Origin of the sequence: Microcystis aeruginosa NIES-4325 (assembly GCF_008974145.1) — a bacterium.
GTDB classification, from domain to species: Bacteria; Cyanobacteriota; Cyanobacteriia; order Cyanobacteriales; family Microcystaceae; genus Microcystis; species Microcystis aeruginosa_G.
Genome location: NZ_BJKP01000021.1, coordinates 16039 through 40111, shown reverse-complemented (window position 1 = coordinate 40111; position 24073 = coordinate 16039). Strand labels below are relative to the sequence as shown.

At 42.9% G+C, this 24073-nt stretch carries 24 protein-coding genes and 1 pseudogene; 10 read left to right on the top strand and 15 right to left on the bottom strand.

Annotation, left to right across the window (positions count from 1 at the left end; genetic code table 11):
- Positions 1 to 92 precede the first annotated feature (92 nt).
- Positions 93 to 416 (top strand): HesB/IscA family protein, encoded by a 324-nt coding sequence (locus MiAbW_RS12660; RefSeq protein WP_151696403.1) that lies wholly within the window; start codon positions 93 to 95, stop codon positions 414 to 416.
- Here the strand turns inward: MiAbW_RS12660 and mraY are convergent, their stop codons facing one another.
- Genes mraY through mutT form a run of 3 tightly spaced genes read right to left on the bottom strand, consistent with a single transcriptional unit; the run spans position 417 to position 2212 of the window.
- Positions 417 to 1484 (bottom strand): phospho-N-acetylmuramoyl-pentapeptide-transferase, encoded by a 1068-nt coding sequence (mraY, locus tag MiAbW_RS12655; RefSeq protein WP_151696402.1) that lies wholly within the window; start codon positions 1482 to 1484, stop codon positions 417 to 419. It abuts the gene before it with no gap.
- Between the two features lie 45 nt (positions 1485 to 1529).
- On the bottom strand, positions 1530 to 1793 hold the full coding sequence (locus MiAbW_RS12650; RefSeq protein ID WP_002766063.1) for a DUF3134 domain-containing protein: 264 nt from the start codon (positions 1791 to 1793) through the stop codon (positions 1530 to 1532).
- On the bottom strand, positions 1790 to 2212 hold the full coding sequence (gene mutT / locus MiAbW_RS12645) for an 8-oxo-dGTP diphosphatase MutT (RefSeq protein ID WP_002746036.1): 423 nt from the start codon (positions 2210 to 2212) through the stop codon (positions 1790 to 1792). Before mutT ends, MiAbW_RS12650 begins: the two co-directional genes overlap by 4 nt.
- 103 nt (positions 2213 to 2315) lie before the next feature.
- Between mutT and MiAbW_RS12640 the strand changes: the two genes are divergently transcribed.
- Positions 2316 to 2639, top strand: a complete 324-nt coding sequence (locus MiAbW_RS12640; protein ID WP_002760450.1) for a 30S ribosomal protein PSRP-3 — start codon at positions 2316 to 2318, stop codon at positions 2637 to 2639.
- 139 nt (positions 2640 to 2778) lie between these two features.
- On the opposite strand, the gene atpC is transcribed toward MiAbW_RS12640, so the two are convergent.
- Together atpC and atpD are read right to left on the bottom strand one after the other, a co-directional pair.
- A complete protein-coding gene (atpC, locus tag MiAbW_RS12635) occupies positions 2779 to 3195 on the bottom strand; it encodes an ATP synthase F1 subunit epsilon (RefSeq protein ID WP_151696401.1) in 417 nt (138 codons plus the stop codon).
- A 74-nt stretch (positions 3196 to 3269) separates the two neighbouring features.
- Positions 3270 to 4718: a F0F1 ATP synthase subunit beta gene (atpD, locus tag MiAbW_RS12630; protein ID WP_046663513.1), complete on the bottom strand. Its 1449-nt coding sequence runs from the start codon at positions 4716 to 4718 to the stop codon at positions 3270 to 3272.
- A 535-nt stretch (positions 4719 to 5253) separates the two neighbouring features.
- On the opposite strand from atpD, the gene MiAbW_RS19600 reads away from it, so the two are divergent.
- Positions 5254 to 5451 (top strand): hypothetical protein, encoded by a 198-nt coding sequence (locus MiAbW_RS19600; protein WP_238707277.1) that lies wholly within the window; start codon positions 5254 to 5256, stop codon positions 5449 to 5451.
- A gap of 54 nt (positions 5452 to 5505) precedes the next feature.
- On the opposite strand, the gene MiAbW_RS12625 is transcribed toward MiAbW_RS19600, so the two are convergent.
- Together MiAbW_RS12625 and MiAbW_RS12620 are read right to left on the bottom strand one after the other, a co-directional pair.
- Positions 5506 to 7893, bottom strand: a complete 2388-nt coding sequence (locus tag MiAbW_RS12625; RefSeq protein WP_151696400.1) for an ATP-dependent Clp protease ATP-binding subunit — start codon at positions 7891 to 7893, stop codon at positions 5506 to 5508.
- Positions 7894 to 8076: 183 nt separating this feature from the next.
- Positions 8077 to 9030, bottom strand: coding sequence for a branched-chain amino acid ABC transporter permease (locus tag MiAbW_RS12620; RefSeq protein ID WP_151696399.1), 954 nt, complete (start codon positions 9028 to 9030; stop codon positions 8077 to 8079).
- Positions 9031 to 9229: 199 nt separating this feature from the next.
- Between MiAbW_RS12620 and MiAbW_RS12615 the strand changes: the two genes are divergently transcribed.
- Positions 9230 to 9421 carry a hypothetical protein gene (locus MiAbW_RS12615; protein ID WP_151696398.1) on the top strand — a complete coding sequence of 64 codons (192 nt, stop codon included), beginning with the start codon at positions 9230 to 9232 and terminating at the stop codon, positions 9419 to 9421.
- A gap of 285 nt (positions 9422 to 9706) precedes the next feature.
- Positions 9707 to 10279, top strand: coding sequence for a manganese efflux pump MntP (locus MiAbW_RS12610; protein ID WP_151696397.1), 573 nt, complete (start codon positions 9707 to 9709; stop codon positions 10277 to 10279).
- A 119-nt stretch (positions 10280 to 10398) separates the two neighbouring features.
- Here MiAbW_RS12610 and queC read toward each other — a convergent pair whose 3' ends face one another.
- The 4 genes from queC to MiAbW_RS12585 all read right to left on the bottom strand — a co-directional run bounded on the left by queC (position 10399) and on the right by MiAbW_RS12585 (position 13713).
- The gene (gene queC, locus MiAbW_RS12605) at positions 10399 to 11097 is read right to left on the bottom strand and encodes a 7-cyano-7-deazaguanine synthase QueC (RefSeq protein WP_151696396.1); all 699 of its coding nucleotides are present in this window, start codon (positions 11095 to 11097) and stop codon (positions 10399 to 10401) included.
- Entirely contained in the window at positions 11097 to 11459 is a 363-nt protein-coding gene (locus MiAbW_RS12600; protein WP_151696395.1) for an aspartyl protease, read from the bottom strand. The genes queC and MiAbW_RS12600 overlap by 1 nt, the downstream gene beginning before the upstream one ends.
- Entirely contained in the window at positions 11456 to 11773 is a 318-nt protein-coding gene (locus tag MiAbW_RS12595; protein ID WP_151696394.1) for a hypothetical protein, read from the bottom strand. Before MiAbW_RS12595 ends, MiAbW_RS12600 begins: the two co-directional genes overlap by 4 nt.
- A gap of 1487 nt (positions 11774 to 13260) precedes the next feature.
- Positions 13261 to 13713 carry a hypothetical protein gene (locus MiAbW_RS12585; RefSeq protein ID WP_151696393.1) on the bottom strand — a complete coding sequence of 151 codons (453 nt, stop codon included), beginning with the start codon at positions 13711 to 13713 and terminating at the stop codon, positions 13261 to 13263.
- Positions 13714 to 13944: 231 nt separating this feature from the next.
- On the opposite strand from MiAbW_RS12585, the gene MiAbW_RS12580 reads away from it, so the two are divergent.
- The 5 genes from MiAbW_RS12580 to MiAbW_RS12555 all read left to right on the top strand — a co-directional run bounded on the left by MiAbW_RS12580 (position 13945) and on the right by MiAbW_RS12555 (position 18795).
- Positions 13945 to 14796: an alpha/beta fold hydrolase gene (locus MiAbW_RS12580; protein ID WP_151696392.1), complete on the top strand. Its 852-nt coding sequence runs from the start codon at positions 13945 to 13947 to the stop codon at positions 14794 to 14796.
- Positions 14797 to 15117: 321 nt separating this feature from the next.
- Positions 15118 to 15426: a DUF6679 family protein gene (locus MiAbW_RS12575; protein ID WP_002735547.1), complete on the top strand. Its 309-nt coding sequence runs from the start codon at positions 15118 to 15120 to the stop codon at positions 15424 to 15426.
- 162 nt (positions 15427 to 15588) lie between these two features.
- Entirely contained in the window at positions 15589 to 16050 is a 462-nt protein-coding gene (locus MiAbW_RS12565) for a plastocyanin/azurin family copper-binding protein (RefSeq protein WP_151696390.1), read from the top strand.
- Positions 16047 to 17132, top strand: coding sequence for a calcium/proton exchanger (gene cax, locus MiAbW_RS12560; RefSeq protein WP_151696389.1), 1086 nt, complete (start codon positions 16047 to 16049; stop codon positions 17130 to 17132). The genes MiAbW_RS12565 and cax overlap by 4 nt, the downstream gene beginning before the upstream one ends.
- A gap of 43 nt (positions 17133 to 17175) precedes the next feature.
- Positions 17176 to 18795, top strand: a complete 1620-nt coding sequence (locus tag MiAbW_RS12555) for a S8 family serine peptidase (RefSeq protein WP_151696388.1) — start codon at positions 17176 to 17178, stop codon at positions 18793 to 18795.
- Positions 18796 to 18883: 88 nt separating this feature from the next.
- Here MiAbW_RS12555 and MiAbW_RS12550 read toward each other — a convergent pair whose 3' ends face one another.
- The 4 genes and pseudogenes from MiAbW_RS12550 to guaA form a co-directional block, all read right to left on the bottom strand.
- Positions 18884 to 20152, bottom strand: coding sequence for a DNA cytosine methyltransferase (locus MiAbW_RS12550; RefSeq protein ID WP_151696387.1), 1269 nt, complete (start codon positions 20150 to 20152; stop codon positions 18884 to 18886).
- An 85-nt stretch (positions 20153 to 20237) separates the two neighbouring features.
- Positions 20238 to 20976, bottom strand: a pseudogene (locus tag MiAbW_RS12545) (HEPN domain-containing protein).
- 14 nt (positions 20977 to 20990) lie between these two features.
- Positions 20991 to 22232 carry a DUF262 domain-containing protein gene (locus MiAbW_RS12540; protein ID WP_151696386.1) on the bottom strand — a complete coding sequence of 414 codons (1242 nt, stop codon included), beginning with the start codon at positions 22230 to 22232 and terminating at the stop codon, positions 20991 to 20993.
- An 87-nt stretch (positions 22233 to 22319) separates the two neighbouring features.
- Complete coding sequence (guaA, locus tag MiAbW_RS12535) at positions 22320 to 23945, bottom strand: glutamine-hydrolyzing GMP synthase (RefSeq protein ID WP_151696385.1); 1626 nt, start codon at positions 23943 to 23945, stop codon at positions 22320 to 22322.
- Positions 23946 to 24073 lie beyond the last annotated feature (128 nt).

The window sequence follows — 24073 nt, the reverse complement described above, 5'->3', positions numbered from 1 at the left end:
CCCCTAAGGGATGGGTTGGCATCAAGAATGGTCAACTGTTAGGTATAAGTTCACAATAACTTGATATTATTATCACAATAGTCTCAAAAACAATGATCGAATTAAGTCCCGCCGCCGCCAGAGAAATTGAACGTTGGAGTCAAAGCCTTCGCCTGAGTGGGTCTTATCTGCGTTTGGCAGTAAAAAACGGCGGTTGTTCGGGACTTCACTACCATCTCGAATTAACCGATATTCCGGCAGAAAACGATCGCTTTTATCAAAGTCAGGGTATTAATATTTTAGTCGATCCTGACAGCGATCGCTGTCTACAAATTTTAAAATTAGACTATTCAGAAGATCTCATGGGTGGTGGTTTCCGCTTTACCAATGCCAACGCCCAAAATACCTGCGGTTGTGGTCTTTCCTTTAGTGCTTAATTAACTACTCCAAATAGCCAAGACAACTAAAACCGCATTAACCAGATAAAATGCTCCCACAATCCTGGTTTCCGTCCAACCACTTAATTCTAAATGATGATGAAAAGGAGCCATTTTTAACAGTCTTTTGCCCTTGCCATCGGGTCCTTTTGTGGCTTTATAATAGCTAACCTGAGCGATTACCGAAAGAGATTCCAGAAAGAACAGACCACTAATTAAAAATAATCCCCAGAGATGTCCAGTAATTAAACCTACCGCAGCTAAAGCGCCTCCCAAAGCAAGGGAACCCGTATCACCCATAAACACCTTAGCAGGGTTGCGGTTATGAAAAATGAAGCCTAGACAAGCACCACTAAAACAAGTGCAGAAAATCGCTAAATCTGGATGACTAGGAGCGATAATAATACCTAAACCCAAAAAAGCGATCGCAGCTGTTCCCCCCGCTAATCCATCCACCCCATCGGTGAGATTAGTGGCGTTACTTTCGGCCACAAGGACAAATCCCGCCAAAATCCAGAAGAAAAAGCCCAAAGGAATCACTAATCGACCCCAAAGGGTGATATCGGTACTCACCTGATTGACCAACATCCAGAGACAGAAAAGCACCGCCCCCGCTATCTGTAAAATTAACTTCATCCGGGGAGATAGGCCTTTATTCGACTTATAACGCAGAATTTGCCAATCATCTAACCAACCGATACCCATGTAAGCAAAAGTCAGCAAAGCAACCGCCACCACATTAGGAGTGAATTTAGACCAGATTAAAGCGAAAATAAGGGCTACTGGCACAAAAAAGCTGCCTCCCATCGTCGGGGTTCCTGCTTTCTTTAAATGGGCCTGGGGTCCATCTTCGCGCATGATCTGACCCATTTTCAAGCGTCGCAGCATCGGTACTACTTGACAACCAAGACCAGCACTGATTAACGTTGTGGCCATCAGGGGGAGTAACAGGGAATTAGTGGACTGAAAAAAAACTACTAACAGAAATAGTAATCCCGTTAGTAGAATCAGGAGATGGGTTCCAGTGGGTTTTTTAAAGATAGGGGCGTAAAAAATGTTAGCGTTCACGACTAAAGCGCCAGATAAGGGGAAAATTTGCCAAAGAAGACGGGATTAATCTTCATCTAAGACTAATTCATCCTCGTCGTCATCATAACCGATATCATCGACATCCATGAGTTCAGATAGTTCCACATCTTCTTCCAGAGTCAGATCCGGTTCTGCGACTTTATCCCGGGGAATCATGCGATTATTTTTTTCTAACCACTCGACAATGGAAGCGTCTTTTTTTAGGGGAATAACCGCGGCCGGTTCGTAGCGGGGTTCTTGACGAATAGAAGGATTAAGCATAATCACTCGACGATTAACAGCAATCATTTCGAGTTTACCATGTCTTTTAAGGCTCTGATAATCTCTTGATTGGCCGCAGGAAAAGTGTAATGATCTAGTTCCTGGATAGTTACCCAGCGGATTTCTTCACATTCGATCGCCCGCGCTTCGCCACTGAGATAACGACAGTTATATACTTGTAGATTAACCCGAAAATGACTATAGGTGTGATCGATAGTGATTAAATGACTATCCACCGCAATGTCAATGCCAATTTCTTCTAATATCTCCCGTTTAATACATTCCTGCACCGTTTCATTGCCTTCGATTTTGCCGCCGGGGAATTCCCAAAAACCGCCCAAGAGTCCCTTGGCCAGACGGCGATCGATTAAAATTAAATCTCGATCATCTCTAATTACGGCCACACCGATTTGTTTAGAAGCTAAAGAGTCTGTTTCGGGAATCATAGCGGTTATTGGCGAAAAAATAGGAAAAAATAGTTAAAAACTGACTTCGTAAAATTGACTCAAAAGATGATATAATGGAAAATTGTACGATTAACGATTAACAATGACAGTCAGTTCCGAATCAAAGTTTATTTTAAAAGTATTGTGGTTAGATCAGAACGTAGCGATCGCTGTGGATCAGGTGGTCGGCAAAGGAACTAGCCCCCTCACCGCTTATTTTTTCTGGCCGCGCAATGATGCTTGGCAACAACTGCAAGAGGAGTTAGAAGCAAAGCACTGGATTGATGAATCCGATCGCGTTGATGTTCTCAACAAAGCCACAGAAGTAATTAATTTTTGGCAAGAGTTACGCAATCAAGGCCGACAAATCCCCATGGCCGATGCACAGTTAAAATTCCCCGAAGTTGTTTTTAGTGGTAGCAATTAACCAGCTTTTTAGCCGTCAGCTAGATAATCTTGATAGTAAGCAGAAAAATGGCTAAAAGTTGATTGCTAAAGGCTAAAAAATTGATCGGGTAGGTTTATATAAACCCGCCCGATTTTGCTTTAATTTAATTTGGTTGGGTTTAAACCGATACTAAACCGCCAGCGGCCTGGTATCTAGCGCGAGCTTTGCGCCATGCTTGTTGCGCTTGGATAGTTTTGCGACGGTCATCCCCTTTGCTGGCTTCATCGAGACGAGTTTGGGACTGTTCGTATTCGGCGCGAGCTTTTTCCTTATCGATTTTTGAGCCTAATTCCGCCCCATTAACGAGGACTTTGATCTCATTATTTTCGACTTCGGCAAAACCGCCCAAAACTGCGATATTTTCCCAGTCTTTCCCCGGTCGAATTCGCATTACGCCAATATTCAGGGCAGTTAATAAAGGAGCGTGACCGCTAAGAATACCTAATTGTCCTGTGGAACTGGGTAGGATTACTTCTTCAGCCACGTTATCCCAGACAATGCGATCGGGTGTAATAACCCGTACTGTAATGCTCATTGGTGATAATAACGATAATTTTGGCAGATTTCTGGGTTTAGTAACCGCTAAACGCGGTTACTACTGACTTTTAATTAGCCTTTTTTGAGTTTTTCGCCTTTAGCGATCGCTTCATCGATACTGCCGACCATATAGAACGCTTGTTCTGGTAAGCTATCGAGTTCACCTTTGAGGATCATCTGGAAGCCTTTGATCGTATCAGCGAGAGTAACGTATTTACCTGGGGAACCGGTGAACACTTCCGCCACGAAGAAAGGTTGCGAGAGGAAACGCTCAATTTTGCGAGCGCGGTCAACGGTGAGACGATCTTCTTCCGACAATTCGTCTAAACCGAGAATAGCGATGATATCCTGTAACTCTTTATAGCGTTGCAGGGTAGATTGGACGGCGCGAGCGGTGCCGTAGTGTTCATCACCGACGATATCAGCTTGGAGCATGGTGCTGGTGGAACCGAGGGGATCTACCGCCGGATAGATACCTTTGGAAGCCAGACCACGGGATAGTACGGTTGTTCCGTCCAAGTGAGCGAAGGTAGTAGCAGGAGCGGGGTCAGTCAAGTCATCCGCAGGTACATAGACCGCTTGGATGGAAGTGATCGATCCTTCTTTGGTGGAGGTAATCCGCTCTTGCAGGTCGCCTACGTCAGTACCGAGGGTGGGTTGGTATCCTACCGCAGAAGGCATCCGACCGAGGAGCGCCGATACTTCCGAACCAGCTTGCACGAAACGGAAGATATTATCGACAAATAAGAGAACGTCTTGCTTATTGACATCGCGGAAGTATTCGGCCATGGTCAAAGCGGAGAGACCGACGCGCATTCTCGCTCCAGGGGGTTCGTTCATCTGACCGTAAACGAGGGCGATTTTCGATTCTTCGGGGTTATCAGCGTTGATTACCTTCGATTCGATCATCTCGTTGTAGAGGTCGTTTCCTTCGCGGGTTCTTTCCCCCACACCGCCAAAAACCGAGACCCCCCCGTGTTGAATGGCGATATTGTTGATTAATTCCATCATAATGACGGTTTTGCCCACACCAGCACCCCCAAAGAGGCCGATTTTGCCACCTTGACGGTAGGGGGTGAGCAGGTCAATTACCTTGATACCGGTTTCAAAAACCGTCGGTGTTACTTCAAGATCGACTAATTTGGGAGCGGGACGGTGAATAGGAGAGGTTTCGGTGACGTTAACCGGTCCTTTTTCGTCCACGGGTTCACCAAGAACGTTAAAAATCCGACCGAGGGTGCATTTACCCACGGGAACGCTAATCGCCGCACCGGTGTCCACGATATCCATACCGCGCACTAAACCATCGGTGGTACTCATGGCAACGGCCCGCACTTGGTTATCACCGAGTAACTGTTGTACTTCACAAGTAACGGATAAATTTTGACCGGCGGAGTTAGTTCCTTTTACGGTTAAGGCATTATAAATACGGGGCAGGTTGCCACTGGGAAATTCGGCATCGATGACAGGACCGATGATCTGGACGATTTTACCAACGTTAGTTTCTGTTGTCGCTACCATTGTTTATGTCTACTCTGGGTTTTAGCTGATAACTCCCACAAGGGGAAAGTCTTAATTTTTTGTAAAATTAGCCAATACTCAGCTTATCACGCTAGGGGATCAGATCAGTTATCAGTTATCAGTTACCAGTGATCAGATGTGAGTTTTCCCAGTACAGTCTGATCGGTGATTGGTATTAAATGGCAATTTTCTGCTTACTGGTTACTGATCACCGATAAAAAGTAAGGCAGGCCTTAGCCTACCTTAAAACAAAGCGAGGTTGATCAACTTTGAGGATGCCGATGCAGTGGACGGAATCGGTTTCATACCATATATTGGCGATTATAGCAAGGGTTTTGCTGGTTGCCTAGATTCAATTAACAAATAATTATAGGCTTGACCATAGAGTTTAGCCTATGGATTGAGGGACAAGAACTATCTCCTGTCAAATTTTCAAGGGACAGCTTTACTGAGTCGCACTCCCTTCTCGTAACCGTCCGGGAGAATTGTGCTGTAAGATATCTTCAGTTTCAATTGTTTAGGCTCGCAATCGTAGATGAGAATAAATTTCGGTAGCTTTTGCGGCAATCTCAGGAAATTAACGGTTAATTATATGAATTCTGGTAAAATTATCGCTATTATCACGGGAGCGATTTCGATTTTAATCGCGGTTGCCTATTTAATCCTAGTCCAGATTCTTGACTTTCGCAGCGAGATGATTCCGGCTCCCCTAGAAGTTATTTTTCCAGGATGATAAAAATCGGGGTTGAAAATTGTTCAACCCCAGAAAAAGCAATTTTTGAGCGGATTAACCCACCGGTTGTAACTGTAATTGCGAGAGAATATCGTTCTGCTCGGAGCGCTGATGACTAGAGACTGTCACCACACCGTCGGCAGTTACATCTAATAGCGCATGGTCTCCAGAATTGACTTTTCCCGATAACATCGCCTCGGCTAAACTATCCTCTAAGCGTCGAGTTAAAGCACGACGTAAAGGCCGCGCACCGTAGCTAGGATCATAACCCTCATTGATGACCAAATCCTTAAAAGCGGCGGTAACTTCCACAGAAATTCCTTTTTCTGTCAATTGTTTGGCTAGATCTGCGATGAGAATATCGGCAATCTGGGTAACTTCTTCGCGAGTTAACTGTCGGAAAACAATGATTTCATCGAGACGGTTGAGAAATTCGGGACGGAAATATTGTTTTAACTCGTCCGTCACCCGATTAGAAATCTGTTGGTAACGCGATTGAGTAAAATCGTCAGCAATCTCGAATCCTAAGCTATTACCGCCTTTTTCGATGACTTTTGAACCAATATTCGAGGTCATGATAATTAGGGTATTCTTAAAGTCCACCCGACGACCTTGGCTATCGGTCAAATGTCCATCTTCTAACAGTTGCAGGAGAAGATTAAAAACATCGGGATGTGCTTTCTCGATTTCGTCAAACAAAACTACTTTATAGGGTTGACGACGCACTGCTTCCGTTAACTGACCGCCTTCATTATAACCGATGTATCCGGGAGGCGCACCAATTAACTTAGAAACCGTGTGGGATTCCATAAATTCCGACATATCTAGGCGAATCATACTGGATTCCGAGCCAAAGAGTAACTTAGCTAAGGCTTTCGTTAATTCGGTTTTGCCTACTCCCGTGGGACCGGCAAAAATAAACGAGGCAATCGGACGGTTAGGATTCTTTAAATTCACTCGCGCTCGACGAACAGCACGAGAAACGGCATTTACTGCCTCCTGTTGACCAATAATCCGCTCGTGCAGTTGAGATTCCAGATTTAAGAGCGATTCTGACTCAGTTTCAGTTAATTGGGTAACGGGAATACCTGTCCAAGCGGCGACAATTTGGGCGATTTCCTCCGCATCCACCACCGGAATCAAAGATTCGGGGTTAATTAGGGGTGATTCTTCGTTAACCTCTGCGGGACTTTTACTTTGCAGGGAATAGCGCAGATGGGTGCGGGATCCCGCTTCATCGAGAAGATCGATCGCTTTGTCCGGTAAAAAGCGATCATTGATATAGCGCGAGGATAGATTAACGGCAGCTTCGATCGCTTTTTGATCGTATTTTACCTGATGGAAATCCTCGTAGGTGGCTTTTAAACCGCGTAAAATCTCGATCGCTTGCTCTTTAGTCGGTTCTCCCACCATAACTGGCTGAAAACGTCTTTCTAGAGCCGCATCGCGCTCAATATGCTGTTTATACTCATCGAGAGTGGTTGCTCCTAAACACTGTAACTCGCCGCGAGCTAAAGCAGGTTTCAGCAAGTTAGAAGCATCCATAGCTCCTCCCATGCTACCAGCACCGACAAGAGTGTGAATTTCATCGATAAACAGGATAATATTGCCCGATTTGCGAACTTCCTCCACAACACCCTTTAAACGTTCCTCAAAATCGCCGCAAAAACGGGTTCCCGCCAGTAAAGACCCCATATCGAGGGCAATTACCTGTTTATCCCGCAAAAGTTCGGGAATATCGCCATTATGGATGCGTTGTGCTAACCCTTCAGCGATCGCTGTTTTGCCCACTCCCGGCGCACCGAGTAAAATCGGGTTATTCTTGCTGCGACGTCCCAAAATTTGGATAACTCGCTCGATTTCTGGCTCTCTACCGATTACAGGGTCAATTTTGCCATTTTTGACCTCTTGGCTTAAATTGCGACTATATTGGGCTAAAATACCGCCTTGGGGAGCATTTTTCTGGTCTTCATAGTCACTCTTTGCTGTGAAGCGACCACTAGCGACTTTTTCCCCGGCGTTTTTCAGTAAAAGGCTGCGAAGTTGCAGGAGATCAACACCCTGCATAATTAAAACTTTAGCGGCCAAGGATTCGGGATCGGCGGTGATAGCGAGTAATAGATGTTCAGCTGCGATCGCCTGTTCCCCTAATTGTCGAGCTTCCTGAAATGCTTGCTCGAACATCTTTTTCGCTTTCGGGGTAAAAGGGATATTAACGGGACTGTAACCGGTGCCGCGGCCAGTCATTCCTTCAATCACGCGGCGACTTTCGTGCAGGGTGACTTTTAAATCCTTGAGAATTAAGGCTGCGGTGGCGGTGGCTTCTCCTATCAATCCTAGCAGTAAATGCTCCGTACCGACGACACTGTGGCCGGTACGACGGGCTTCTTCTTGGGCGAACATCACCGCTTTGATAGCTTTTTGGTTAAAGTATTCAAACATGATCGACGGCTTCCTGGCTACTGGGCTTTACCTGTTACTGTAACGTTTTCTTTACATTAGCCGGAAGGGGGATATCCGTATCAGCAGGGTGGGTTAGGGGACAGGAGTGGGGAGTGGGGAGTTTTTTGCTGTGAACAGTAAACAGTAATCAATGAACTGAAAACTAAAATCTGATCACTGTAATTAGGAATCAACTTGACTAGGAGAGAAACGTCTTTTAAAAGGCATTAGTTTTTTGATTAATTCAGGTGTAATTAAGCCTTGAGGATAAAAAATAGTTCCCAAAACGATTAAAATTCCAAAAATAATCAAACGACCATCGCGCAAGAAATTCCCTAACCAAATTGGTAAACCATTCACGCCGCCGAGGGCGCGTAAAACTTCGGGCAAAGCAGTTAAAACAATGCCTCCCACCACCGGCCCGACAAAAGTTCTGTAACCACCAATTAAAACAAAAGCCAGGAAAATAATACTAGAATCAAAGGTTCCTTGACGGGAATTCCAAGTATTGAGAAAATGGGCGCTTACCGCTCCCACAACTGCCGCTAAAACTGCCCCGAAAGTGAAGGATAAAACCTTGTGATAGGTGGGATTAATTCCCATGGACGCAGCTGCCAATTCATCGGCACGAATGGCATTAAATGCCCGACCAATTTTGATGTTTTCTAACCGATAGAGAAACAGCATAGTTAGGAATAAGAGGGGCAAGGCCAGCCAAAGGTAGGCTAATTGAGTGGTGAAAGGTTGGGGAATGGCGAAAATACCGACCGCACCGCCAGTTATCTCGAGATTAAGGGCAATAATTCTCAAAATTTCTACCCAGGCGATTGTGGCAATAGCTAAATAAATCCCTCGCAAACGGAGAACAGGAATACCTAAAACTATGGCTAATATTCCTGCAATAATGCCAGCAATTAACATTTCTAAAAAGACCAAAGCCAGGGGATAATTGCTACCAGTATTAGTAAAAACTTTCGTGGAAAGAATGGCGGCAACATAACCGCCTAAAGCGTAAAAACCGGGGGTTGCTAAGGATAATTGACCGGCCATTAAGGGCAGATAAATTGAAATGCCTAAGATGGACCCAAAGATCATTGAAACAATTAAAAAACCATAGGTGTTAAAAAAATCAGCCATATTTTCAGTGAGCGGTTATTGGGTGCTTAAGTTAGGGGAGTCAATTAGCTAATTTTATCACCGTTCTCTCCCACCTCATTCTCCGGTAATTCTCGAAATTATCATAATTTTTTACTTGGCACTTTTCCTATATGGTAGCGTTCGCCACCTTAAAAGCAGACGGGATGATCGATGATGGGAAAAGGTATCTTCCTCAACTTTGTCCTGGAAAAAATTCGGGGGAATTTATGAAACAGTAGCATTGGTTACTCGGACTCCTACGGCTGAATTTCCCGATAAAATCGCAGTAGCGGCTGAAAAAGTCCTAGAAGCTGAGTATATTATCGGTTTTACCCCAGAAGCGATCCATCAGGTGCAGGCGATCGGTGAGGAACCAGTAATGTGGTTTTAAACCTTTTCAATTCGATCCTCTCACTAATTAAGTAGCTGGTTATAATTAAATTAAAAATGGATTTTAGGTTCGATCCCCCCTGCCCCCTTGATAAGGGGGGTGCCGATCCCCCCTTAGTCCCCCCTTTAATCCCCCTTGATAAGGGGGGCATCTGACAACTTTTAACGCCTACCTACTTAGGTTAGAGAAATGATAGATAAATGAGAGGATCATGAGAGAAATATGAAAGTTTTCTGGGTAAAAATTAGTTAAGATAAGGGGAAATTAAAGGATAAACAACTATAGATGTTTACTTCACTCGAACTTTTAACCACTTCCTTTGTTGCCGTGGGATTAGCCGCCGATGCCGTGGCCGTTTCTCTGACCAGTGGCCTGATGATTCGTCATATTCATGTTAATAAGGCTTTGAAAATTGCTTTGTTTTTTGGGGGATTTCAAGCAATTATGCCGATGATCGGTTGGGGTATCGGCCTAACTTGTCGCGATTTCCTCGCCTCTTTTGACCATTGGATCGCTTTTATTATTTTAGGGGCGATCGGCAGTAAAATGATCTACGAAGCTGTTCAAAATGATGACGAGGAAAAAAAATTTAATCCTCTAGATTCCTATACTTTAATCGGATTAGCGATCGCTACTAGCATCGATGCTTTAGTAGTTGGTTTGGGTCTATCGATGATTAAAACTCCCTTACTTTTAGCTTGCACTGTCATCGGTTCTATTACCTTTGCTTTATGTTTTATAGCTGTTTTTATCGGGCATAAATTCGGTAATTTATTTAGTCAAAAGGTGGAAATTCTCGGCGGTTTAGTTTTAATATTAATCGGCAGTAAAATCCTTATTGAACATTTAATTACCTAAGTACCTAAGCAAAATTAATTACACATATCTAACCCTCCTTGCCTCTTGCCTCTTGCCTTTTGCCTTTCTTCACTAGGAAATTTATTTTGCATGACTACTTAGATTATTTTCATTTTTCACTATGCTCGCCCTTTTCCTGACTGTTTCAAGAGGGAAGTAGCTAATTCGGGATAACCAGCCTCAATTAAAGCCTGATCTCTGATGCGGCAGGAATCGCATAAACCGCAGGGTTCAACTTCTCCTTGATAACAAGACCAAGTATCAGCAATGGGAACCCCTAAACTAACAGCACGACGGACGATATCTACCTTACTATCCATCACCAAAGGGGCAATTAATTGGGGTGCTTTCCCTTCTAAACCCGCTTTCGATGATAAATTAGCTAAAGTTTGAAAGGCCTCTAAATACTGGGGACGACAATCGGGATAACCAGAATAATCCACCGCATTAATTCCTAAATATATCGCCTCCGCTGCCCTTGCTTCCGCTAAAGAAAGAGCGATCGAAATAAAAACTGTATTTCTCCCTGGCACATAGGTAATCGGGATAATATTCGGGTTAATTCCCTCTTGGGGAATAGCAATAGATTGATCCGTTAAAGCGGAACCTCCCCACAAAGATAGATTAACTTCGATCAGATGATGTTCTTTAATATCAAGGAAATTAGCAATTTTTTTCGCCGCCACTAATTCTCGATCGTGTCTTTGTCCATAACGAAAGGAAAGGGCGATTAATTGATAACCAGCAGCTAAAGCGATCGCTGCTGTTGTCGCTGAATCTAATCCCCCAGAAAGTAAAATAATCGCCTTTTTTGTCATTATCCTAATGTCACCTGTCCTTGTTGATAATTAGCTACTAAGATAAATTGTTTGAGCCACTGGGAACCTAACAAAATCTCCTGAATTGCCTCCCCTGCAAAGACGGGAATTTCGTATTCCTGACCATCAATTCTTGCTCTGCCTAAATATATATCAAAAAATGCTTCTCCTTGGGCGGTGCGTAACTTATCTTGGTTTAAAAATGGCCATTCAAGACTGCGAGCATCTTGGTCATTCATAACACAAAACTCCGTGAAACCAGTATCTAGCATAGCTTCTACAGGTAACAGCAGACCATTAGGGCTGACTAAATCGATATCAAAATAAATTTGACCATTTTCTCCAAATCTCCCTTCAATCATATTCTGCCACTAACTCCAGTTTCATTAATGCCAAAGATATGATGGATTTTGTCGGGATATTTTGCCCTTGCTTTTTTACTAGCTACTTCTTTGTCAGGATCGATAAAATAATCGCCGCTATCGGGTTCGATCGCAATGTACCAACCATAATAATGTTTCATTAACTGGGGCTGTAAACTCTGAAAAATCGGCCAACAACGATGATAAAATTCTAATTGTCGGGCGCGATGTTTGGCCTTTTCTTCCTCTGTAGATTGAATCTCTGGAAAAACTCGACCACGACGCACTACTCGTTCAGAATTGTTGTTAGACATAGTAAGTAATAGGACAAAATTAACTTCTAACTATTATAATGTTGTTGAAAGTACAAAATGCAATTAGCCCCTACCAGAAACGTTTAACCCCTGAGTGCCTGACACAAGTGTCGGAAACCGTTGAAATAGCGTGGAAAGAGAAAAAGGTAGCAGGATATAGAACGCTGAGATTAACAGAACATCAGCGAACCTTCCATGTCAACCACTACCAGTGTCTATGCTCAACTACTTTCTTTACTGTGTCAACACAGCCAATGGCGAGACCTGCGACACCTCAAGGCATTAGCCTGGATGGTCACAGCAGTAATCTGTAGCAGGAAATTAAGCCTGCCAATGTGGGAGTCCTACGTCCCTAGTCGTGCAACACAGGCAGAAAGCACCGAACGCAGATGGCCGAGATTTATGGGCAATCATCGAATTCGGGTCAAATCCCTGTATATTCCTCTGGTGCTAGCCGCCATCAGTAGCTGGAAACGCAATCGACTTTACCTGGCATTAGATACAAATGTATTGTGGAATCGCTATTGCATGATTCATCGGTCGATAGTCTGTTGCGGTCCTGCAGTCCCCCTGTTATGGCGAGTGCTAGACCCTCCGAGTGCCACCGTCGCAGTGAACACCTACAAACCGATGCTGCGCTTGCCTCAGCGATTGTTGAAGGATTATCCCGATGTCATGCTCTTAGCCGACCGAGGGTTTGCCAATCATGGCTGGCTCAGTTGGCTGCCAGTCAGTGGATGGCATTACTGCTTACGTTTACCTTGCGACGTTCTAGTCCATGGGGTTCGGCGACATCCTATCGAAGTCAAATATCTCTGGCCTGCCAAAGGAGAAGCCATTCTTTACGATCAGGTCGGTCTGTGGACAGACGGCATTTATCGATGCAATCTTGTTCTGGCAAGGGTCACGGCAGTCAAAGAACCTTAGGCTGTCATTACTGATGAAACCCCCTCTCTGAACACTTTATGGCAGTACGCCTTGCGCTTTCGGGTCGAGGAGTTATTTTTAGATTCAAAATCCGATGCTTTTCAACTTGAAGACTCCGCTATCCGTTCTGCCCCTGCTTTGACACCTCTGTATTTGGTCGCAGCCCTTGCTCTTCTTTATGCCACTACTCACGCTATGGCCCTTCAACTCAATGGTCTTCGCTCTCAGGTTGACCCCCATTGGACAGGGGGTCTCAGCTATCTCAAAATTGGTCTTCGTTGGCTCCAGGGCGTTGTCCACAAAGGCCGCTCTTTGCTTTCTCCTATCCCTTTGTTCCACTCTGACCCAGAACCCTGTTTCTCTTCTAAGAACGCTCTCTCCGATTACTATGACCGAATATGGTTTTCCCGTGTTCACTCTTTGCTCTGTCGTCCTTGACCTGCTACCCCTTACACAAGATGTGTCAGGCACTCAGCTCTCCTACAACCGCTGCGGGAGGAATTAATTAAGAAAGTGCAGGGACAATTATCGAGGTGGACCCACAACAGTTTAAGCTAGAGCTAGTAAATATAAATAGCACCCTGTTGATTGAGGTTAAAGGTGGTATAACCGGGGGTACTACCCGGAACTTTGGTGACAGTAATCGTGACTAAATTGTCATCATTGACTTCTACGGCATAGATTAAACTGGAAGAATAGCGATCTGCGGCGGCATTAGCCTGATTAATCAGAATATATGCCGGAATTACGAAACCTCTTAGGGTTGTCTCCGTACCAGGAGATAATAATTGGGGAGAAGAATTAATATTGGCCGATAGGTCATAATTGAGGTCAATATCGGTTTGATTGATGATTTTAATCTCCACGGGACGATTCATATTCACCCTAGCAACAGGCTGCCAAGGACCCGGTTGAAAGGTGGTAGCGGGGGGATTTTGTGCGGGTAAAGAGGGGGGAAAAACTAATCCCAGACTTAACACGAGGGAAAGAGTTAAAAAGCGATCGCATTTCATAGATAAATCTTGGTCTTAGGTTTTCATCCTATTTTAGGGAGGTATCCCTGGTGTTTTATAATTAAAGTAGAAGCTTTTGAAATTGTCTATAGCATTGATTGATCAGCTATCAGGGAATATCCTAAGCTTCCCTGACTTTGCTCTGTAAACAAGGCTAAATACACCGATTTTTCTCTAGAAGTTTCCCTAGTAACCCCTATCAACGGTTTAACTTAGGTTGAGATTGATTATATGCCTACCATCGACATATCGGGAGTATCCCACAGTTACGAGTTATTTTCGCCCCAAGGGGATAAACCGGTTTTAGTCTTTATACACGGTTGGCTGCTGAGTCGTCACTACTGGCAGCCTTTGGTAGATATTCTCTCCCTGGATTATCCCTGTCTAGTTTACGATCTCCGGGGCTTTGGCGACTCCCAAAAAATCACCTCTAACAGTCCTCCTAGCAGTTATAACCTTGAATCCTACTCCCAAGACGTTATTACCCTTCTTAACCGCTTAAACCTCAATGCTGCTTGGTTAGTTGGTCATTCCCTCGGTGGTAGTGTTGCTTTGTGGGCTGCAGATAGCTGTCCCGAACGGATTAAAGGGGTAATCTGTATGAATGCCGGCGGTGGCATCTATCTAAAGGAGGAATTTGAGCGATTTCGAGAAGCCGGGAGACAGATTCTACAGAGAAGACCGCCTTGGTTGCCCAGTGTTCCCTTTATTGATCTTTTATTCTCGCGGATGATGGTCAAGCAAACCCTAAGTAAAAAATGGGGCAAACAGCGCGTGATTGATTTTGTTCGGGCCGATTACCAAGCAGCCCTAGGGTCACTTTTGGAAACCACCACTATCGATGAAGTTCATCTTTTACCCCAGATTGTCTCTCGTCTCCCGCAGCCGGTCTATTTTCTGGCGGGGAAAGAGGATACGATTATGGAGGTTAAGTACGTTAACCATCTGGCCAGTTTTCATCCCTTGTTTGAAACTGGCAGCAACGTGATTGAGTTATCCGATTGTGGTCATTTTGCTATGCTCGAACAAACAGCAGCGGTAGCCCAAAATATGATGGCTATTCTAAATCAGCATCGGGGTTAGGTGTTGGGGTTTTAGAGTTTTAGTTGAAATTCCCCCATTCCATCTACAGATACTGTTAGGAAGTGAAATTTTGTGTCACAATGACTCTATAAGGGCGATTTTTTAGTGAATCGCCGAGGCCGTCTATTAATCGAATCGATGTCTTTGAAGAACGTAGCCCCAAACCGGAAACCTGACTTTCCTTTCCCATTCTTGCCACTGATAGCGGAATTTTTCTCCCTTTTGTGTTATCCGCGGGAACTTTTGAGCTATTGCTGAGATTGGCATTTTGTCACTTCCCGTTAGTTGAATCCAACAAAAGAAGCTGTTTAGGAGCAATTTATGTTACACCGCAAGATTTATCAATTCTGTATGGATGGTCAGGAAGTCTGCATTTTCTTGCGCGATCAGCAAAGATGGATTGATAATGCTCGTATTATCGATCTAGAAAGCGATCTCGTCACCATTCGCTACGAAACAGAAGAAGAAGACGAGATTAGTTCTTGGGAAGAAATGGTGCGTTTAGAAAGTATCGGTGCGGTGAGCAGAAAACTGGCATCGGTGTCGCGGACGAATCCTGATATTAATGTCTCGGAAGATTGTCCAGAAGCAGAACAACTTTATCCCCATTCTCCCGATAGCTTAGATTAATTTTGTCGATTTAACTGACAGTGGCTAGAAGTCCTGCGGTTTTAACCATGACCAAGGGACTTTTAGGGAATGGAAGGAAAGAGAGCCAGAAAGAATCACCACTTGTTGTAAAATTATCGTCAAAGCCGCCGGATTGTCTCTATTATCAGCTGCAGGAACAAAATGAATTCTAATCCCTACTTCGCTGGCAAGGATATCTATCAAAAATTTGTGGCAGTAGTAATAGTTTTAATTGGTTGTTGGTTAGTGACTTTTCCCGCCTTCGCTGGTTCGGTCCCCCTAGAAGTTAAAATTAGTCTAGGCTCCGGACAAGGAGAATTAAAATTCTTTCCTAGTCAATTAGACTTTATTGCTGGACAAAAATATAAGTTAATCCTCGATAATCCCAGCCCCACTAAACATTATTTTACCGCTAAAGACTTCGCCGATGCTAGTTGGACGCAGAAAGTTGAAGCGGGAAAAGTGGAGATTAAAGGGGCAATTCACGAACTAGAATTAAAACCTAATGCACAGGCAGAATGGGTGATAGTTCCTCTCAAAACTGGTAAGTATAAATTAATCTGTACTATTCCGGGTCATGCTGAAGCGGGAATGATGGGAGAAATTGCCATTAATAACCCATGAATTTAAGAAAAATTGTCTCCTTTGCTTTCCTATTATTTATTCCCCTATCGGTGGTCGCTAGTCGTCTTAATTGGGGAGATCAAGCTATTTTTATCACTGCCGCTTTATCGATCATTCCCCTGTCAATTTGGTTAAGTACGGCCGTGGAAAGAGTTGCCGTAGTCACTGGGCCAACTTTGGGAGGATTAGTTAATGCTATCTTTGGCAATACTACCACTTTAGTTATTGCCTTAATTGCCCTAAAAAAAGGCTTGGTGGACATCGTACAAGCCAGTATTACCGGCAGTATTCTCAGCGATTTATTATTATTTATGGGCATGGGAATGCTCACGGGAGGAATTCGCTACAAAGAGCAAGCATTTAAACCAATTTTAGCGCGGGTAAATGGTTCTTCCATGACGTTAGCAGTAATAGCGATCGCTTTACCAACTTTGGTAATATATACATCTAACGTGGTGGAAGTTGCCGATATTCTCAGTCTTTCCCTAGTCACCGCCACGGTTTTATTAATAGTTTACGGGTTAACTTTATTATTTTCCCTCAAAACCCATAGCTATCTCTACGAAGTGGGATTAAGTAACGAAAATACCCCCGACAATCAGGTTAGTGAGGAAGAAAAAGCTCAAGTCTGGATTTGGTTACTTGTGCTGCTTACTTCCACCGTAGCTGTAGCCTATGAGTCAGATTTATTTGTTGATGTAGTGGAATCGGTGATGGAAGGATTTAATCTCACTCCTCTCTTTATCGGGGTGATTTTTATTCCTTTAATTAGCGATGTTTCTGGAATAGTTACCGTCACTCAATTAGCCCTAAAAAATCAGATGGATTTAACGGTTTCCGTGGCTATGGGTGATAGTTTATTGGTGGCTTTATTCGTGGCACCTTTATTAGTTTTTATCGGTCAATTTTGGCAGCAACCGATGGATTTAAATTTTAATCCCTTTAACGTGGTGGCTTTGATTGTAGCGGTGGTTGTTACTAATTTAATCAGCTTTACCGGTCGTTCCAATTGGTTAGATGGAACCCTATTACTAGCCACCTATTTAATCTTGGCAGTGGCTTTTTATTACCATCCCGCCTAGCCAAAAAAGAGACTTAGGTATTTTCTGATATTTCTGTCTTAGAATGGATCGATATCACCTTACTGCCGCAGGATTGCTGATGATGAAAAGAGGGTTTTGGTTTGTCGTCGGGTTAGTAGTAACGATAATTCTCCTTCCTTCCCTAGTTCTTTCTAATTCCATCGGTGAACAGGGAATTTATGCCGATCGCCTGCGGGCGGAACCCTATAATTTATTAGGGCGAAAAATTGCCATCGGTCAAGTGGAAATCGGCCGACCGGCTCAGTTTGGTTATGATAAAGTGGCAGCTTGGCAGCCTCCCTATAAATTAGCCGGTGTTTTTTTTCGCGATCAAATTGCCAAACCCAATACCTATCTCGATAATCACGCCGCTATGGTGGCAACGGTGATGGTCAGTGATGATAAAAAAATCCCCGGAGTGGCCCCAAAAGCGAGATTATATTCGGGGGCTGTGGGTTCTTTGCGACGCGGCGGACAACCAGAAGAATGTCTTACCAGTCAAAATATTGCCCGACAAAATAGCGGTGATGTGCGGGCGATTAACTTTAGTTTTGGGGAATCTTTGCAAAGAGATCAGCGACGGGAACCAAAATTAGATGGTCAAGCTTTATTAACTCAATGTGTTGATTGGTCATCGCGAGTTGATGATGTTCTTTATGTAATTGCTGGTAATCAGGGTAAGGGAGGAATTCCCATTCCCACCGATCACTTTAACGGCATTACTACCGCTTATACAGCCAAAAGAGAAGGAAAATTTACTAAAGTTGATTTTGCTAATATTAGTGCTTTGCCGGTGGGTATTGGTCGCAGTTTAATTAAACGGGAAATTAATGATGGTTTGCGGCGGTCAATTAATTTAGTTGCCCCTGGCAATAAAATAGAACTTTATGACCTCAAAGGTAAATTAAATACTGTTAGTGGCACCAGTTTCGCCGCTCCTCATATTACGGCATCGGTGGCACTTTTACAAGAATACGGCGATCAACAAATTAATCAAAAAAATACCCATTGGAGTCTCGATTCTCGTCATCATCAAGTGATGAAGGCAGTGATGCTTAATGCTGCCGATAAAATTAAAGATACGGGCGATGGGTTACGATTAGGTATGAGACGGACGGTCTTAACTAAAGACCAAAAAACTTGGTTAGAGTCCGATGCTTATAAAGACCCGAAAATTCCTTTAGATATGCAGATGGGGACGGGACATCTTAACACTTTTCGCGCCTACCAACAGTTTAGTAATGGTCAATGGTCCGCCGCAGAATCTATTCCTGCCATTGGTTGGGATTACGGTACAGTTACCGCTAATAGTTATCAAGATTATGCCCTAGAGAAGCCATTAAAAGCTAATAGTTTTGTTTCGATAACTTTAGCTTGGGATCGTTTGGTAGAACTAATCGATACTAATCGTAATAATCTCTATGATATCGATGAAAGTTTCCAGGATCTCGGACTGAATAATTTAGATGTTTATCTTTTACCTGACCAGGAGGATAATAATGCTAAATACACCTGTGCTTCCCTGAGTGATAGTGATAGTTTAGAGCATATTTTTTGTCCTGTACCCATCTCTGGAAACTATAAAATTCGGGTTCAATATCGTCAACAAGTTAACGAGAAAGAACAAGCTTTTGCTCTTGCTTGGTGGACGGTTCCTGAATAATAAAAATGATAGTAAATCCTGTTTAAAAAGTATAGGAGAGTGGGGAGAAAGGAGCAGGTTTTTAAAGTTCGATTGGCAGTTAATCGTACTATCTCTGAGAGACACCTCGTTTTCTTTTAGGGATAACATCGTCAGAGATTCCCCAATAGTTTGATGCCTGAGACATATTATATAGCAATAAGTCTTCGGGCATTCTTTCCAAAATAAGCTGGTCGAAATTGGCTGGATTAATATTCATTGCTCCCATCACAGAAGAGCCAAGTTCTTTCGATAATAGCGGAATAACTGCATTACCAATCTCACGAAAACCATGCCATATTGTGCGGTGAAACTGAAACCAATCGGGAAATGTATGTAATCTGGCGGCTTCTCGTACAGTAATACAACGAGGAATAGAATAGTGAATGGGTCTAGGAGCAGTATAGGCCCCTTTGTCACTATTAGTTCCGGCCCGGAGAGTATTGCATAAACCGGTGGGAGAAAGCTTTAAAAAGCGACTTTTTGGTTCCACTGTACCCGGTTCGGTTACGATAAATCTATCAATTGATCTTTGGGTATGAACTGAGCCTATATGCCCATAGATTTTTGTATCTACTGTTCTTTGATGGCAAAGTTTAAAAATATCCCTTGGCTGCACTGAATATTTTTTCCTCTTACCACTATAATCTAATTTTGATGCAGGTATGCCTAAATCAGTATCGATAAAGGCAGGTATTAATTCCAAATCTGAAATCGCATCATAGACGCTGGTAAAAGCTGATTTTTTGGCTGAGTTTAAATCGACGGTCTTTGTCAAAGGATATTTAGCCATGGGCACGTCTTTTCGACTACCAATTAAGATTAATCTCCTGCGCTTTTGTGGTGCGCCGTATTCACTGGCATCCAGGATTTTAATTGGCTGATTAATTGTATAGCCAATAGCTTCAAATTCAGAGATTAACTCCTCTAAAAATTGTTTATGTTTACCCGTAGCCATGCCGGGGACATTTTCAAAGATAAAATACTTGGGTTTAATTTCTGCTACAATCCGCAGATATTCAAATACAAGAGAATTTCTAGGATCATCTGTTTGTCGTTTACCAATTAATGAAAAACCTTGGCACGGCGGACCGCCGGCAATTAAACTAACATCGGTGGCATAGCCTTTTAGTTTTAATAATTCCCATATTTCTCTACTTGTTACTTTGGCTATATCCCGGCAGATAGTTTGACAATAGGGAAAGTTAAAATGATGAACCAAGGAATGGACTGCATCAAACTCCACCGCTACAGCAATATCAAATCCCGCCGCTTCTAGACCAAGGGACATCCCACCGCAGCCAGCAAATAAATCGATCGCAATTGGTCTATGTTTCACTTTGATGATTAGCTCTCTATTGTCCGCCTTTCATTATACTGTATTTCTGATATAATTAACACTTTAAGTTTTATTAAGAGGGCAATTACTTGAGCAAGTTAGTAATCAATTGATCAACTTTCTCTAATTCTTGAATAATTTGTTTAACTTTCTCTAATTCGTCGGCAGGGTTAGGCGGTTGTTTCGTTTTTATTGCTGAAGAATGAGCGATTTCACCGCGTTCTTCTCCAAAAGTATCCATATTTAGTAACCAAACTTTATCTAAGTCATCACTATCGATGCCAATTGGTAAGAGTAATTTTAATAGGTTAGTTTCTTTAATCCCATGATTTTGATCGATAACTGATTTAAAACATCTAATCGCTATGTCAATTTTTTTAGTTATTTTTAGTTTATCTTCAGGCAGATTTTTCTTACCTTTAAGAGGAGTAAGGGTGTCGGGAGGAGCTTCCATTTCTTGACCAGAAAAAGCGATTACACATAACAAAACTCCACTAGCTTTACCTTGATTATCCCAGATTTTTTTTGCTGTCAGTACGGTATCCCAAACTCGATCTTCAAGATAAGATTCAATCTCAGCATGAGCAAAAACTCTATAGGCAAAAGTCAACGCTAACTGTCTTTCAGAATAGTTATTTATCTCGCTGAATTTACGAGGTATAGCAAAGATCGGGGTGGTTAGGACAATCAATCGCTGAAACCCTTGACCGATAAGAGTTTGAAAATTGAAAGCGTCCTAACTAACTCGTTCTATGCCATAGTAATTGTTTTTTTAGTCGATTTAATTCTTTGGTTAGTTGTCTAAATCTCAGAGATTTCGGCATAGTAAAAAAACTAACTATCTTAACCCCTTAAAAATAATACGATTGTCTTCCATCTGAGGAATATTGAAGTTAATATCTAATACTTTTGATAAAGCTTGACCCCATAAATGAAAACGATCATAGGTTGATTGTTTAGTATTTGTACTAATTAATACAGCATTTTTAAATCGATCAACGGCAGTACGACATAAACTTTTAAATGCGTCTTCTACCTGTTCTTTGTTTTTCTCGGCAGCTGCTCTAATTAGATCATCGCAAAAGTAAAAAACCATCACATCTAAAATTGCTCGATTGAACTGACTTCGATAAGTTGCCGATTCAGGCAGCCAGAGACGGGAAAAGTTTTTCTCTCCAAAAATATTAATCGTTGTCTGGACAGCTTTTTCAAATTGATCAATAATATTTTTGATTTCTTTTGAGTTTTGATCCCATCGATCATTAAGCCAGACACAAGCATTATCAAGAAATCCTTTAAGATCACCGCGATAATCGGATAAATAATAATGAAAAGCTACATAACGCAAGAGTATATCAGTGTCGCGCATCCGGAAATCGGGATAGGAAGATTTAAATATTTTCTTTAATGCTTGACTTTCGATCGCTCGATCATCTAAAAAATTAATAAAACCCCCTGGGTGTAATGCTTGTCTTAATTCCTGTGGAGACAAAGGGGTATTTTCCACATTGAGACGCAGAAAAATTTTATGAAGGAAACTCTCCGTTTTCCAATTACGGATAACAATCGTGCGGATAGTTTGATTATCCAGTTGGTCTAAGATATCATTCAAATTGAAGTCATTTTTTAGATCCTGATATTGGCGGCCATTGAGATTATCTAGAAATTCTAAATCTTTTAAAGTAAAACTATTATTAGGTGTGGCACTGTCACCATAAAACTGTAAAATTGTTAGTAGGCGTTGTTTGCCATCAAGAACAATAAATTTACCTTTTTCCTTATTATTAGTAGCTAAGACAATCTGTGGGACTGGAAACCCTAGAATTAGGGATTCAATAAATCGACTTTTACGAGTAATATTCCAAGCATCTCGTCTTTGAAAGCGCGGATTGAGTTGAATATTTTCTCGAATTAATTGATCGCGGATCGTTGCGGTAGTCCAATCACTTCCAGCAACAACAGTCTCGGAGATTTCTTTGAGTTGTAGTTTTTTTTGGTTTGCTGATTCTCCTTCAACATCATCTTCTTCTTCCGCAAAATCCACCGCTTCTATTTCTTCCAAAATCTCTAACTGTGCCATGGTAGTAATTAATCTCCTCAATTGTCTATTCTGCAAAAATCCCGCCCCAATATTTGGACGGGACTAACAATCAATCAATATTCAATACTACTCCCATTCTATAGTTCCAGGGGGCTTAGAAGTAATATCATAAACCACGCGGTTAACTCCCTTAACTTCATTGACAATGCGATTAGAAATTGTCTCCAATAAATCATAGGGAACCCGCGACCAATCGGCAGTCATTCCGTCTTCGCTGCTGACTAAACGTAGGACAATGGGATAAGCGTAGGTGCGTTGATCTCCCATCACTCCCACACTGCGGACAGGCAATAAAACCGCGAAAGCTTGCCAGAAATCGTGATACATTCCCTGCTTATTAATCTCGTCGCGCACCACCCAATCTGCATCGCGCAAAATATTTAATTTATCTGCGGTCACTTCCCCTAAAATGCGAATCGCTAAACCAGGGCCGGGGAAAGGTTGACGACGAACAATTTCTTCCGGAAGACCGATCGATCGACCTAATTTTCTCACCTCATCCTTAAATAATTTTCGCAGGGGTTCGACCAATTTAAACCGGAGATTTTTCGGCAGTCCACCAACGTTATGATGACTTTTAATTTTAACCGCGACTCTTTCCCCGGTTTTGGGATCCACATTACTATCGGCCGATTCAATCACATCGGGATATAAAGTCCCTTGGGCCAGATAATCAAAGGGTCCCAAACGATTCGATTCTTCTTCAAACACCTGAATAAATTCATGGCCGATACGACGGCGCTTTTCTTCGGGATCCGTGACACCGGCAACCTGCGCTAAAAATCGCTTTCTAGCGTTGACATACTGGACTCCGATATGGAATTGCTCGTTAAATATCTGCATTAATCGTTCTGGTTCACCCTTACGCATAAATCCCTGATCGATAAACATACAGGTTAGTTGATCACCGATCGCTCGATGTAACAGGAATGCTAAGGTAGAGGAGTCTACACCGCCGGATAAAGCCAATAAAACTCGCTTATCGCCCACTTTTGCCCTAATTTCTCGGATCGATTCCTCGACAAAAGCTTCCGTAGTCCAAGTGGGTTCGCATTTGCAGATATGATAGACGAAATTGCGAATTAAGGCGATTCCTCCCACAGAATGGACAACTTCCGGGTGAAACTGCACTCCAAAGAGTTTTTTCTCGTGATCGGCAATGGCCGCACAATCGGTATTATCGGTATGAGCGAGAATTTCAAAACCCGCAGGCAATTCCACGCAGGAATCCCCGTGACTCATCCAGGCGGTGGAACCGTCCTCGACATTGGTTAATAAATCGGTAGGATCGTTGATAAATAGGGATGCTTTGCCGTATTCGGCCCGTTTTGCCCGTTCTACCCTGCCCCCTAACTGCTGTACCATCAATTGCATCCCGTAGCAAACTCCGAGGATGGGTACACCTAAATTCCAAATTTCGGGATCACAGTGAGGCGCTCCAGGATCATAGACGGAATTGGGACCGCCCGAAAGAATTATTCCTTTCGGGTTGATTTGGGCCAACTGTTCGGCGCTGGTACGATAGGAGAGAACTTCCGAGTAAACATTGGTTTCCCGGATTCTGCGGGCGATTAATTCAGAATACTGGGAGCCAAAGTCAAGAATGATGATTATTTGACGATTAAGGCTATTAGTGAAGGACTCTGAGGGCAAAGTCTCTTGATGGGTGGGAAGGGGGGTTTGAGTTGTCACTGCGATCAAAAAAAGAAACTGGCAGGAAAAGGTTAAAGATTTGTAAACTAAATCGGCTATTGTTCTGGAAATAAGCTACAATAGTATGGCCTTATTAGTTTCATTTTTTAAGACTAAATATTCCCACG

Coding starts and splice junctions, on each gene's coding strand:
- MiAbW_RS12660 (WP_151696403.1), top strand. CDS start 93: ATGATCGAATTAAGTCCCGCCGCCGCCAGAGAAATTGAACGTTGGAGT.
- MiAbW_RS12650 (WP_002766063.1), bottom strand. CDS start 1,793: ATGATTGCTGTTAATCGTCGAGTGATTATGCTTAATCCTTCTATTCGT.
- mutT (WP_002746036.1), bottom strand. CDS start 2,212: ATGATTCCCGAAACAGACTCTTTAGCTTCTAAACAAATCGGTGTGGCC.
- MiAbW_RS12640 (WP_002760450.1), top strand. CDS start 2,316: ATGACAGTCAGTTCCGAATCAAAGTTTATTTTAAAAGTATTGTGGTTA.
- atpC (WP_151696401.1), bottom strand. CDS start 3,195: ATGAGCATTACAGTACGGGTTATTACACCCGATCGCATTGTCTGGGAT.
- atpD (WP_046663513.1), bottom strand. CDS start 4,718: ATGGTAGCGACAACAGAAACTAACGTTGGTAAAATCGTCCAGATCATC.
- MiAbW_RS19600 (WP_238707277.1), top strand. CDS start 5,254: ATGAGAATAAATTTCGGTAGCTTTTGCGGCAATCTCAGGAAATTAACG.
- MiAbW_RS12625 (WP_151696400.1), bottom strand. CDS start 7,893: ATGTTTGAATACTTTAACCAAAAAGCTATCAAAGCGGTGATGTTCGCC.
- MiAbW_RS12620 (WP_151696399.1), bottom strand. CDS start 9,030: ATGGCTGATTTTTTTAACACCTATGGTTTTTTAATTGTTTCAATGATC.
- MiAbW_RS12610 (WP_151696397.1), top strand. CDS start 9,707: ATGTTTACTTCACTCGAACTTTTAACCACTTCCTTTGTTGCCGTGGGA.
- queC (WP_151696396.1), bottom strand. CDS start 11,097: ATGACAAAAAAGGCGATTATTTTACTTTCTGGGGGATTAGATTCAGCG.
- MiAbW_RS12600 (WP_151696395.1), bottom strand. CDS start 11,459: ATGATTGAAGGGAGATTTGGAGAAAATGGTCAAATTTATTTTGATATC.
- MiAbW_RS12595 (WP_151696394.1), bottom strand. CDS start 11,773: ATGTCTAACAACAATTCTGAACGAGTAGTGCGTCGTGGTCGAGTTTTT.
- MiAbW_RS12585 (WP_151696393.1), bottom strand. CDS start 13,713: ATGAAATGCGATCGCTTTTTAACTCTTTCCCTCGTGTTAAGTCTGGGA.
- MiAbW_RS12580 (WP_151696392.1), top strand. CDS start 13,945: ATGCCTACCATCGACATATCGGGAGTATCCCACAGTTACGAGTTATTT.
- MiAbW_RS12575 (WP_002735547.1), top strand. CDS start 15,118: ATGTTACACCGCAAGATTTATCAATTCTGTATGGATGGTCAGGAAGTC.
- MiAbW_RS12565 (WP_151696390.1), top strand. CDS start 15,589: ATGAATTCTAATCCCTACTTCGCTGGCAAGGATATCTATCAAAAATTT.
- cax (WP_151696389.1), top strand. CDS start 16,047: ATGAATTTAAGAAAAATTGTCTCCTTTGCTTTCCTATTATTTATTCCC.
- MiAbW_RS12555 (WP_151696388.1), top strand. CDS start 17,176: ATGGATCGATATCACCTTACTGCCGCAGGATTGCTGATGATGAAAAGA.
- MiAbW_RS12540 (WP_151696386.1), bottom strand. CDS start 22,232: ATGGCACAGTTAGAGATTTTGGAAGAAATAGAAGCGGTGGATTTTGCG.